The sequence below is a fragment of the Pseudochryseolinea flava genome, from assembly GCF_003286915.1.
Classification (GTDB): domain Bacteria; phylum Bacteroidota; class Bacteroidia; order Cytophagales; family Cyclobacteriaceae; genus Ohtaekwangia; species Ohtaekwangia flava.
On sequence record NZ_QMFY01000001.1, the window covers coordinates 289,975 to 302,467 of the forward strand.

The 12,493-nt window shown below is 43.5% G+C and carries 9 protein-coding genes; 6 read left to right on the plus strand and 3 right to left on the minus strand.

Going from position 1 to position 12,493, the window contains the following annotated elements; all coding sequences use genetic code 11:
• Positions 1-88: 88 nt before the first annotated feature.
• The 3 genes from DQQ10_RS01275 to glmM all read right to left on the minus strand — a co-directional run bounded on the left by DQQ10_RS01275 (position 89) and on the right by glmM (position 3,660).
• Positions 89-1,024, minus strand: a complete 936-nt coding sequence (locus tag DQQ10_RS01275; RefSeq protein ID WP_112744984.1) for an NHL repeat-containing protein — start codon at positions 1,022-1,024, stop codon at positions 89-91.
• Positions 1,025-1,051: 27 nt separating this feature from the next.
• A complete protein-coding gene (locus DQQ10_RS01280; protein ID WP_112744985.1) occupies positions 1,052-2,191 on the minus strand; it encodes a cysteine desulfurase family protein in 1,140 nt (379 codons plus the stop codon).
• Positions 2,192-2,256: 65 nt separating this feature from the next.
• On the minus strand, positions 2,257-3,660 hold the full coding sequence (gene glmM / locus DQQ10_RS01285; RefSeq protein ID WP_112744986.1) for a phosphoglucosamine mutase: 1,404 nt from the start codon (positions 3,658-3,660) through the stop codon (positions 2,257-2,259).
• Positions 3,661-3,892: 232 nt separating this feature from the next.
• Between glmM and mazG the strand changes: the two genes are divergently transcribed.
• From mazG to DQQ10_RS01315, 6 genes are all read left to right on the plus strand, one after another.
• The gene (gene mazG, locus DQQ10_RS01290) at positions 3,893-4,708 is read left to right on the plus strand and encodes a nucleoside triphosphate pyrophosphohydrolase (RefSeq protein ID WP_112744987.1); all 816 of its coding nucleotides are present in this window, start codon (positions 3,893-3,895) and stop codon (positions 4,706-4,708) included.
• 111 nt (positions 4,709-4,819) lie between these two features.
• Positions 4,820-7,000: a cation:proton antiporter gene (locus DQQ10_RS01295; RefSeq protein ID WP_112744988.1), complete on the plus strand. Its 2,181-nt coding sequence runs from the start codon at positions 4,820-4,822 to the stop codon at positions 6,998-7,000.
• A gap of 329 nt (positions 7,001-7,329) precedes the next feature.
• A complete protein-coding gene (locus tag DQQ10_RS01300) occupies positions 7,330-8,637 on the plus strand; it encodes a sensor histidine kinase (RefSeq protein ID WP_112744989.1) in 1,308 nt (435 codons plus the stop codon).
• Between the two features lie 145 nt (positions 8,638-8,782).
• The gene (locus DQQ10_RS01305; protein ID WP_112744990.1) at positions 8,783-10,072 is read left to right on the plus strand and encodes a sensor histidine kinase; all 1,290 of its coding nucleotides are present in this window, start codon (positions 8,783-8,785) and stop codon (positions 10,070-10,072) included.
• Between the two features lie 72 nt (positions 10,073-10,144).
• A complete protein-coding gene (locus DQQ10_RS01310) occupies positions 10,145-11,686 on the plus strand; it encodes a glycine--tRNA ligase (protein WP_112744991.1) in 1,542 nt (513 codons plus the stop codon).
• Between the two features lie 4 nt (positions 11,687-11,690).
• Complete coding sequence (locus DQQ10_RS01315) at positions 11,691-12,488, plus strand: zinc-dependent peptidase (protein ID WP_112744992.1); 798 nt, start codon at positions 11,691-11,693, stop codon at positions 12,486-12,488.
• Positions 12,489-12,493: the final 5 nt, after the last annotated feature.

Genomic DNA, 12,493 nt, shown 5'->3' on the forward strand with positions numbered 1-12,493 from the left:
AATCACCCGAAAACGGGTGATCCTATGATTGTGATTGATGGTAGAGCTTACGTTACTTATTATCAAAAAGCGCCATGGTGATGAGTGACTACTGATTATCGAAACGCAGAACAATGTGGTAAGACTCTACGCCTGTTAGTACCACCTCTACATCTCCTGTGCCATCAATATTTGCGCGCTTAATAACTTTGTTTGTTGGTTCTGTCCAATAAATTTTTCCTGAACCCAGGTCTACTGCAATACCAGCAGGGCGTGTAATATTGTCTTCGTCATCATAAATCATTTGATACGCCAATGACTGACCGTTGCCCACTGCCAACGTATTGAGTGTTTCGTCTGCCCAATAAACATTTTGGGAACGATCGTCAAAGAAAATCTGTGATGGATTTCTAAGCAAATAACTTTGCGCGAATAATCTGGACGGGCGTGTTGTTGTCATATTTCCAAGCGGGTTGACATAATATACACCTGCATATTGGCCAAAATCAGAAAAGAAAAAACCTTTAGTCTCATTATTCCAGGCCATCCCATAACTGTAGGTCAACACTTCTGCAGAGTCGTACATCTCATTCACGCTTGCAGATCCATCTTGGCTTCCTTTACTCAGTCGGCCTGTACCAGAGTTCGCCCAATACAAATCATTTGTTTCCGGATCGAACGTAACGGCAGTAGGCTCGTATACTGAGCTGTCACCGTTAGACAATTCATACAACACGTCGAGTGCGCCTGAACCATCGAGATTGAAGCGAACAATTCTATGCTTCAATTCTTCGGCTGCATACACTTTACCATTCACAAAATCGATAGCGATTCCAGCAACCGTATCCAATCCATCGGTTTCATCCATGATGGTTGTTGCCGTGTTCAAATTATTTAAATCAACAACGCCAACTTTCTTTCCACCAAAATCAGAAAAATATAAAGACGTAGCCTTCGGATAGGGTTGTTCGCCATCGTCGTTACTACATGATGTAAATACCACAACGACAGCAAGAAGACAGATAATGGACCAGCTAAATTTCATGATATGGATACGAATTGATTAATAGTGTTATGCAGGAATTTTACAGAGATCTGCAAGTGCCTTAACGGCAACGTCGACCTCCTCAGGTTTGTTGTATTTGCTAAATGAAAATCTTACCGCGCCGCGTTTTGAATCCGGATACAATGTTCCCAACACGTGCGATCCTTGTGTTGCGCCACTAGAGCAAGCACTACCACCCGACGCAGAGATACCTTGAAGATCAAGATTAAAAAGGATCATATCGTTTTCTTCCGATTCTGGTAAACATACGTTCAGCACGGTATACAAACTGCGCTCAATATTGTCAGAGTCTCCATGGAAACTAACACCTGGTATAGTGGCCTTTAGTTTATGGACCATTCTGATTTTTAATTCTTCAATATGTTTTTTATGATCAGCCATCTCGCGATAAGCAATCTCCAAAGCTTTTGCTAAGCCGATGATACCGTACACATTTTCCGTTCCGCCGCGCATATTACGCTCTTGCGCTCCACCATACACAAAGGGCGCAATCTTTTTGTCCTTTCTGATGAACATAAAACCCGCGCCTTTCGGACCATGAAACTTGTGCGCCGCAGCAGTGATACCATGTACATTGATCTTACTCAAGTCATGCACATAGTGTCCTACTGTTTGCACCGTATCTGAATGAAAATAGGCTTGGTAGTTTTTGCACATCGCACCAACACGTTCGATATCAAGCACATTTCCGATCTCATTGTTCGCATGCATCAATGATACCAGCGACTGTGGATTTTCTTTCAAAAGGGATTCAAGGTGATTAAGATCAACGTGCCCCTTTTCATCGAGATTCACCCACTTAATATTCACGAGTCCGCGCTTAGCAAGTGTTTCCACCGTATTTTCTACCGCATGATGCTCGATATGTGAGGAAATCACCGTTTTCAGACCATACGATTGAATACTGCTGGTAATAATCGCGTTATCTGCCTCGGTACCGCCTGAGGTAAAGATGATCTCACCCGCCGTACAGTTGAGTAATTCCGCAATTTTTTTTCGCGCCGATTCAATCGCAGCCCGTACTTTACGGCCGTGGCTGTGCGTTGACGACGGATTCCCAAAATCCTCCAACATAAAAGGCTTCATAGCCTCAAATACTTCAGGATCAAGGGGGGTAGTAGCCGCGTTATCCAAATAAACTCGCATGGTCTCTCTGCTTTTCGGGGTGCAAAGTTAATGGTAAAAGCTATTGGCTGTTAGCTCTAACCACCCTACGTAAGCGATTTTTCAGAAATGATTTCTTTGATATCCGAGATGATCTTCTTGGCGAGATTATCGGCTTTTATCTCCATGTCCGACTCGGCATAGATTCGAATGATCGGTTCTGTATTCGATTTGCGCAAATGAACCCACTCTTTATCAAATTCGATCTTCACACCATCGATCAAATTGATGGGCTGCTTCTGGTATTTCGCCTTTACCGCTTCCAATACCTGATCGACATTAATATCTGGTGTAAGCTCTATTTTGTTTTTGGAAATAATGTAGTTCGGATAAGATGCTCTCAAACGCGAAACGGATATGTTTCGCTTCGCCAACAGAGAAAGAAACAATGCGATTCCCACGAGTGCATCGCGTCCGTAGTGTAGCTCAGGATAAATCACGCCTCCGTTACCTTCTCCACCAATCACGGCATTGCTTTCCTTCATCATCGTCACCACGTTAACTTCTCCTACCGCCGCCGCAAAATATTCGCCGCCAGCTTTTTCAGTCACGTCACGTAGCGCCCGCGTTGACGACAAGTTCGAAACAGTATTTCCTTTTTTCTTCTTGCCTGCATTTAACACGTAGTCAGCAACGGCAACGAGTGTATACTCTTCGCCGAATGGCGTACCATCTTCATTGATCAACGCAAGGCGATCAACATCTGGATCGACAACAATTCCGAAATCGTATTTACCTTTCTTTATCTCACGACTGATGTCCGTGAGATTCTCCGGGAGTGGCTCTGGGTTGTGTGGGAAATGGCCTGTCGGTTCACAATAAAGTTCCTTTACTGAAACCCCTAATGCTTTCAACAGCATGGGCACTGCAATACCCCCAGATGAATTCACTGCATCGACTACCACTTTAAAACCCCTTGCGCGAATCGCTTCTACATCTACTAGTGGAAGGGCTAAAATCTGGTCAACGTGTTTTTGTAGATATGTATCGTTCTTCTCGTATTTACCGAGTTTTGTTACTGGCGCGAAATCAAATTCTTCTTGTTCGGCAATTCGCAGTACTTCTTCGCCGTCTTTGCCAGAAATAAATTCTCCTTTATCGTTAAGCAATTTTAGCGCATTCCACTGTGCCGGGTTATGACTCGCTGTCAGAATAATACCACCGGCCGCTTTTTCTATTGGCACAGCAATCTCAACGGTAGGGGTAGTGGACAAACCAAGATCGACTACATCAATGCCCAAACCTTGCAGAGTTGAAACGACTAATGCGTTTACCATTTCGCCAGAAAGTCTAGCATCTCTACCAATCACCACCTTCGTAGTACCTTTTTTCTTTTTCAACCACGTACCAAATGCGGCTGAAAATTTCACAACATCAACAGGCGTAAGATTGTCGCCCGCTTTTCCTCCAATAGTTCCCCGGATACCCGAGATCGATTTGATTAACGTCACTGAGATTTTTTTTAATTAGGTGGCAAATATACAAATGTTCATGGTTTACGGGACACAGGATGTATTCGTACGCATTCAAGTTTGTGTCATCATTTCATGGCAACGATCATTAACGTGTTAACTTTTTCACGACTTTTGTAGCTGTGTTTCCGGAAACATCGAACATAATTTGTGCTTCGCGTAAATTCAGCGTACTTGTTCACGCCAAACTGCCAACACGTCAACTAATCTTATGAAAAAAAATCTTTCCGCGCCTGATCCAAATCGTCAACAGAAACTTCAGGCCTTTGATCGTTTGCTCACCATCATGGATGAATTGCGGGAGAACTGTCCATGGGATAAAAAACAAACACTGGAAAGCTTACGACATCTCACCATCGAAGAAACATACGAACTATCGGATGCCATTTTAGAAGGCGACTTGCAGGAGATCAAAAAAGAGCTTGGCGACCTCATGCTTCACATGGTGTTTTACGCGCGCATTGCTTCTGAAAAAAAATCTTTCGATGTTGCCGACGTACTGCATTCCATTTGTGATAAACTCGTTGAGCGTCATCCGCACATTTATAGCGACGTCGTGGCAAATGATGAAGAAACCGTGAAAGCAAATTGGGAGAAGATCAAACTCAAATCTGGCAACAAATCTGTTCTTGAAGGTGTGCCTACATCACTTCCCGCCCTTGTAAAAGCAGTACGCGTACAAGACAAAGCACGCGGCGTTGGTTTTGATTGGGAAAAGAAAGAACAGGTGTGGGAAAAAGTCGAAGAGGAGATGCAAGAGTTCAAAAATGAATTCAACGTTAGCGACGATAAACCCATCGATCAAGAAAAAGCCGTAGCTGAATTTGGCGACCTATTATTTTCATTAGTGAACTATGCTCGCTTTATTAATATAGATCCTGAAGAAGCGCTGGAACGTACCAATAAAAAGTTCATCAAGCGTTTTCAATATCTCGAAACAGAATCGGCACGCGACGGAAAAAAAATGGGAGAAATGACGCTGGCAGAAATGGATGCCTACTGGGAACGTGCAAAATCAATTCGATAAAATAACCCTTCATCGCTAACAACAACGACTGGTGGAAACCTATCGTAGTTGTCTGGCAGTTTTTTGCGAAATCTTTATTTTTGACGGTTCGAAATATTTTAGCGAAGGCTCATGACGAAAAAACTTCTATTCTATCTTATTCTCATAGGGGTCTTCGGTGGACTGATTTATTGGGTAACCATCCAGGGAAGTCTGTTGGAAAGTCAGAAAGCTGTGAGTGACGCAACGCAAATAAAGGGCGACTACACACCCTTTGAAATGTTTCAGGATACTTTCCATCACAATCTCGTTCATCCGCTAGCAAGGTTAATTCTTCAGATTATTTCGATCATCTTGATTTCACGGATATTCGGTTTCATTTTTAACAAAATTGGTCAGCCAACGGTCATCGGAGAAATCATCGCGGGTATTGTGCTCGGGCCTTCTGTGCTTGGTATGTTCTTTCCAGAATTCTCATTGTTTCTGTTTCCTCAAGAATCACTCGGCAACCTGCAGTTTCTAAGTCAAGTCGGATTGATTTTGTTTATGTTCGTGATTGGGCTTGAACTCGATCTTAAAATCTTGCGCGGCAAAGCTAACGATGCTGTCGTGATCAGTCATGCGAGTATTATTATTCCCTATTTTTTAGGTATGCTACTCGCCTACTTCTTGTACGAAGAATTCGCGCCGGCTAACATTTCTTACATTTCTTTTTCTTTGTTCATGGGAATCGCGATGAGCATTACGGCATTCCCTGTACTCGCGCGGGTTATTCAAGAGCGTGACTTGACGAAAACGCGTCTTGGCATTATCGCCATCACCTGTGCCGCTGCCGACGATGTAACAGCGTGGTGCATTCTCGCCGCCGTAATCGCCATTGTGAAAGCTGGTACTTTTGTTAGCGCGCTGTACACCATAGCGCTCGCGTTGGGTTATGTTCTATTCATGCTCTTTGTTATTCAACCATTCCTAAAAAGAATTGGTACGATATACTCCGATCGCGAAACCATTAGCAAAACAATTGTCGCAGTTGCGTTTCTTGTACTACTCATTTCTTCTTATCTGGCTGAAATTATCGGCATCCATGCGTTGTTCGGTGCATTCTTAGCCGGGGTGATTATGCCACCGAGTTTTAGCTTCCGAAAAATTTTAACAGAGAAAATTGAAGACGTGAGCCTTGTGTTGTTGCTTCCGCTCTTTTTTGTGTTTACCGGATTACGAACGCAAATCGGTTTACTCAATGAATCTCATCTCTGGATCACGTGTGGTTGGATTATCCTTACAGCCGTAGTCGGAAAATTCGGAGGAAGTACATTGGCGGCACGTGTCGTTGGCACAAGCTGGCGCGAAAGTTTGGCGATCGGGGCATTGATGAATACGCGTGGATTGATGGAGCTTATCGTATTGAACATCGGCTTCGACCTCGGTGTGTTGTCGCCACCTGTGTTTGCCATGTTAGTATTGATGGCGCTCGTAACCACTTTTATGACAGGGCCTGCGCTGGACCTCATCAATTACTTTTATCCAGAACGCGATGGTGAAACATCGTCGGCAGCAAAGCTTTATAAAATACTCATCTCGTTTGGGCCACCTTTAAAAGGAAAAATACTATTGCGTCTAGCGGATCAAATCACGCACAAGAAAAAAGAAGAAGCTGCCATTACAGCTTTTCACCTCACACCAAGTGCAGATATCAACCCGAAAGAAGCACGCGAATATGAATTAGAAAGTTTCAAACTTGTGAAACAAGAAGCTGACCAACTGAAGATAGACATCACAACGCTTTACCGCGCAACAAATGATATCAGTAAGGAAATCACCACACAAGCCAATCGGGGCAAATACGATCTGTTGTTGGTGGGTGGATCTAAGTCGCTATTCTCCGCCGACGTTTTGGGCGGAAAAGTCAAGGACTACTTAGAAGATGTACATTGTCAAATAGGTGTTTTTGTTGACAAAGATTTCGATGTCGCTGATAAGATTCTGGTGCCGCTACAAGACAACACCGATTTATATCTAATTTCTTTCGCCGAAAGGTTCATTCAAAATAACAATGCCAAAGTCGTGTTGTATGACCGGAACCGACTATTGAAAACGAACATGATCTTCAGCATGGCTGTCGAAAAAATAAATACGGAGTATGCCGATAGCATTTCAGTTTTAGAAAGTCATCAAATCTCTGGCGATTATCTCAAGGCTTTTAATTTGGTGATGATGAGCTATGGACAATGGAAAGATTTTTCCCGCCAAAAAACTTCATGGATAAATTATACGCCGTCTGTGCTCATCTTGAAATCTCAAGAGAATACGTAGCCCATTCGTAAATCAGTTTTAAAGTTGCTGATTCCAACATTTTGGCACATTGTAGAGACTGAGCGCGATTCAGTATGGTTAGGTAAAATATTATTTGCCGTGTGCTCGTGCGGTCCAGAATAAAAATTCAATTGCCTGAATATCAAGGACTGAATTTTTGCAAGCCGATCGATAAAACGTAATTCGGGATTTTTGAAAAATGTCCGTCACACCCGAATATTCCGGCAAAACCTTATAAATCTTTTTGCTTTCGCCGGAAAAACTTGCACACCTGCCCTTCCGGTGTCAATGAAAAAGTCTGAGGCTGATGTTCGCCATAATTTTGTAGTGTGAATAAGCCGACAGAAATAAAATTATCACCGTTCAGGAAGTGGGTTAGGAATCTGATCATCGGGCCGGATACCTATATTGAGTCTTACGGCGAATTTAAACAGGTCATTCTCTCTGGACAGTTTGCGCTCATTGGCATCGTGCTCTGCCTCATGTACGCAACGGTTGGCGCTTGCCTCGGTAGCTACGTAGGCTTACCAATATTCATCACAACCATTTTTTTTCTCGGTCTTTCCATCTTCATTCATCGTCAAGGAGATCATTGCCTTGCCAATTATTTTCTGCTTCCTACCATAAACATCGCAGTATATCTTTTCGCCGCGAGTGAATCCGCAGGTAGCGGCGCTTTCTTGTTTTTTATCGTCAATACACTTGCCGCTTTTTGTGTATTCAATTACAAGCAGCGCCTGCTATCAATACTATTTGCTGTCTTCACGTATTTTCTTTTTGCACTCGCCTATTTTGTTGACTTCAGCATATTGCCATACCGTCACTATTCAGATGAAATTATGCTCTTCAAACTCGTGCTTAATTTCTCTGTTGCGCTTCCTTGTGTTACCATGGGGGTGTATCTTTTGATCAGCCTGAACCACTACAACGCTTTACAGTTAGTGCAGAGTAATGCCGAACTCGTCAAGACAAACACGGAGCTTGATCGCTTTGTATACAGTACATCACACGACCTTCGTGCACCATTATCGTCTGTACTCGGACTCATCGATATCGCCCATCGAAGCAACAGCGAACGTGAGGTGAAGCAGTATCTGGGAATGATGAAAGACCGTATCCATTCACTGGATAAATTCATCAAAGACATTACCGACTACTCGCGTAACAATCGACTTGAGATTATCCGCGAGCGAATCAATCTCCATGAACTCGCCAGCGAAGTGTGGGATAGTCTGAGATTTTCTCCAGAAGCCGAGCATATTAAATGTGAGATCGATATTCAAGAAGATCTTTACATTGAAACGGACAAAAATCGCTTGCGCGTAATCCTTGCAAACTTGATATCAAATGCCATCCGATATCACGACGTTCGGAAGAACAATAAGTTTATCCGTCTGCATTACCAACTCAATGGACGTGTTTTCTTTCTAAAAGTAGAAGACAACGGACAGGGTATTGCCCCTGAATATCACAACCGCATATTTGACATGTTTTATCGCGGCAATGAGCAATCGAAAGGATCGGGGCTTGGTTTGTACATCGTTAAAGAGGCGCTTGTCAAATTGTCGGGATCAATCCGTTTAGAGTCCGCACCCGGTGTCGGTTCTACCTTCATCGTGAAGTTGCCGCAGAAATAGCCTGTAGTTCACGGCTTTTCCGTTCACAGTTTACCGCATTCAGCTTACTGTCACTAATCCGTGATCAGGTTCTCGGTTTTATTGTATAGATTGTCTGTAATGTAAAACCGTATGCCGTAAACGGCACCTAAAGACACACCCCTCCATGAAATTCAAAATGCGGGATATCCTGCTTCGCAAAGACCTTTTCATTGCGTCGCAAAACAATTTTAAGCGTGCTATCCTTACCGGCTATCTCGCCTTGTTATCTACCCTCGTCGGTGTGTTTTACACAATCTATCACACCGCTTATCTTATCGACGACGCCTACTTTGGTTACTATATCCTGATGACAGGCGGCATCAGTTCACTTATCTTAAATCGTAATGGCTATCATACTATTGCCAAATCTATAGTGTTGGCTATTGGCACATTTGTAATTTTTCTATTCACGACAAAGTCTGATTTTGTAACCGACGCCCATTTCTACTATCTCATTCTCGCGATGAGTTCATTTGCCATCTTTGGGTATGAGAACCGCGGTTTCGCCATTGGGTATTGCTTCATTGTTGTCATTTTATTTTGGGTAAGCTTTGTAAGCGGATTTTCCATGTTGCCCAAAGCTGGCTACCCCGAGGCGTATGTAAAGTCAAATCAACTAATCAATTTTAGCATCGGCCTCCTCACGTCGGCAATGGTACTTTACTTTATGGTTCGTTTGAACTTCAAATCAGAAGCGATCCTCAATAGAAAGCAGGAGGAGATTAGTAGGCAAAACCAAGCGCTTACAAAAGCGAATGCAGAACTCGATCGATTTGTTTACAGCGCCTCTCACGATATGCGTGCACCGTTAACGTCAATGCTCGGCCTCATACACATCGCTCGAAAAACGGAAGACCCACGAGAGGTCGACCAATGTCTTCAAATGTTGGAATCACGGATCCATCGCTTGGACGAATTTATTCACGAGATCATTGATATATCTCGAAACGCACGAATCGATGTAATCAAACAACCCATCCACTTAAAGGGATTATTGAACGAGGTGCTCGAAAATTTACGGTACGCAAAAGATTCGTCGTTGCAGGTGAATGTCGAAATACCGGCTGACTTTAATTTCGATACAGATCCCGCGCGCATCAAAATCATCTTGAGTAACCTCATTGGCAATGCCTTCAAATATCAGGATCGACGTAAAGACACACCGACCGTATCGATACAAGCGCTTGCCGACTCACGCGGAATGACCTTGGTGGTTGAAGACAATGGTATTGGAATTTCGCCCGATCACCACGCCAAATTATTCTCCATGTTTTACAGGGCTAGCGATCAGGCCGAAGGGTCGGGGCTCGGCCTTTACATTACCAAAGAGGCTGTTGAAAAACTCTCCGGCACCATAAAATTCCAGTCGACACTTGGCCAAGGTTCTACTTTTACGGTTTGGCTCCCACGCTAACAGGCGTTAAGCCCCGCATTTTTTTTTACCTGGCTCACCGTCAACTGATCCCTAATATTATCTTTGCCCCTTATGGCAAATCAAGAAGACAACCTTTTTAAGAATGTAATCGCCCATGCGAAAGAGTATGGCTTTATCTTCCCTTCCAGCGAAATATACGATGGCTTAAGCGCGGTGTATGACTACGGTCAGAACGGGGCCGAGCTCAAAAATAATATCAAAGAGTACTGGTGGAAGTTCATGACGCTTCTCCACGATAACATTGTGGGTATCGACGCGGCTATTTTCATGCACCCCACGACTTGGAAAGCATCAGGTCACGTTGACGCGTTTAACGACCCGATGATTGACAACAAGGATTCTAAAAAACGCTATCGTGCCGATCAGCTTATCGAAGGATACATCGAGAAGCTTGAAGAAAAGATTGAAAAAGAAGTTGAAAAGGCTGCGAAACGTTTTGAGAATTTCGACCGCGACATGTTCATCGCTACGAATGGTCGCGTTGTAGAATACAAAAAGAAGATCGATGAGGTAAACGAGCGCATGAAAAATGCGATGGGTAGTGGCGATATGGTAGAGATGAAAAAGATCATCGACGACCTTGAAATTGCCGATCCTATTTCCGGTACACGTAACTGGACAGAAGTCCGTCAGTTCAACTTGATGTTCTCTACCGAGATCGGTTCATTGGCAGACGATGCGAATAAAATTTATCTCCGCCCTGAAACTGCGCAAGGTATTTTTGTAAACTTCCTCAACGTACAAAAAACCGGTAGGATGAAAATCCCATTCGGTATTGCACAAATCGGTAAGGCATTCCGTAACGAGATCGTTGCACGCCAATTCATTTTCCGGATGCGTGAATTTGAACAAATGGAAATGCAGTTCTTCGTTAAACCAGGCGAAGAAGGAAAATGGTACGAGTACTGGAAAGAGAAAAGAATGCGCTGGCACCAGACCCTTGGTTTGGGTGCAGCGAATTATCGCTTCCACGATCACTTGAACTTGGCGCACTACGCGAAGGCAGCTTGCGATATCCAATTCAATTTTCCGATGGGCTTCCGTGAACTGGAAGGAATTCACTCACGGTCCGATTTTGATTTGAAGAGCCACGAAAAATTCTCCGGCAAGAAATTACAATACTTCGATTCAGAAGACAACCAGTCTTACGTGCCCTATGTCGTTGAAACTTCTGTTGGCCTTGACCGCATGTTCCTTTCGGTGCTTGCGAATTCATACAAAGAAGAAAAACTTGAAGATGGCAGCGATCGCGTGGTATTAAGAATTCCTGCACCCCTTGCACCACATAAAGTCGCTATACTTCCATTGATGAAAAAGGACGGCCTACCTGAAAAGGCAGCTGAAATCATGAATGACTTGAAGTACGACTTGCGTTGTTTCTACGAAGAGAAGGATGCGATCGGGAAACGCTACAGAAGACAAGATGCCATTGGTACTCCTTACTGTATCACGATCGATCATCAAACACTCGAAGACAACACGGTAACCATTCGCGATCGTGACACGATGAAACAAGAGCGTGTTCACGTGAAAGATTTGAGAAGCAAACTCATCGATGCTTGTTCAATTAACAATCTTTTGAGAAAGATTTAATCCAATGGAAAGCGTAGTGATCGTATTGATCATTGTTGTGTTAGCCATGATGCGATACGCACAACATATCAAGCACGGTTACCAATATGTCGATCGGCAAGCGGCACCTGTGAAAGCAAAAGTTCTTCCGGTGCCGCAAGCTTATCGCGACATCCTTCAAAAATACTTTAAGTACTACCAGGCGTTATCACCTTCTGCAAAACTTACTTTCGAACGCAAGGTGACTTTGTTTGTGTACAGCAAACAATTTATACCACGCATGATCGACAGCATTACGCTCGAAGCAAAAGTGCTTATCGCAGCCTCGGCGGTGCAACTTACTTTTGGACTTCCCGATCATCCGTTACAGCATTTTAATAAGATCTTAGTCTATCCCAACGATTATTACTCCGGCATCACAAAGCGTTATCACAAGGGAGAAGTCAACCCACGGTTCGGCATCATCGTGCTATCGTGGCAAAGTTTTATCGACGGCTACATCAATCCTAACGATGCATTTAATGTGGGCCTTCATGAAATGGCACATGCCCTTCGATTAGAGTCGATGATGCGTGAAGAATCGCAAGTATTCGATGAAAATCTTTTTGATACATTCGATGATTATGCCGATCACATTTGTTTACAAATGGAAATTATCCCGAACAAAATCATTCGGCCTTATGCTTGCACGAATCGTCATGAGTTTTTCAGTGTAGCGGTAGAAAACTTCTTCGAAAGGCCTGCACAATTCAAGGCAGAACTACCTGAAGTGTATGGCATTCTTGGAAAGCTTTTACGACAAGACCCCTTAAATCTTAAATAACAAAA

Excerpts from the sequence above, each read along its gene's own strand:
- DQQ10_RS01275 (WP_112744984.1), bottom strand. The coding sequence starts at position 1,024 with ATGAAATTTAGCTGGTCCATTATCTGTCTTCTTGCTGTCGTTGTGGTA.
- DQQ10_RS01280 (WP_112744985.1), bottom strand. The coding sequence starts at position 2,191 with ATGCGAGTTTATTTGGATAACGCGGCTACTACCCCCCTTGATCCTGAA.
- mazG (WP_112744987.1), top strand. The coding sequence starts at position 3,893 with ATGAAAAAAAATCTTTCCGCGCCTGATCCAAATCGTCAACAGAAACTT.
- DQQ10_RS01295 (WP_112744988.1), top strand. The coding sequence starts at position 4,820 with ATGACGAAAAAACTTCTATTCTATCTTATTCTCATAGGGGTCTTCGGT.
- DQQ10_RS01305 (WP_112744990.1), top strand. The coding sequence starts at position 8,783 with ATGAAATTCAAAATGCGGGATATCCTGCTTCGCAAAGACCTTTTCATT.
- DQQ10_RS01310 (WP_112744991.1), top strand. The coding sequence starts at position 10,145 with ATGGCAAATCAAGAAGACAACCTTTTTAAGAATGTAATCGCCCATGCG.
- DQQ10_RS01315 (WP_112744992.1), top strand. The coding sequence starts at position 11,691 with ATGGAAAGCGTAGTGATCGTATTGATCATTGTTGTGTTAGCCATGATG.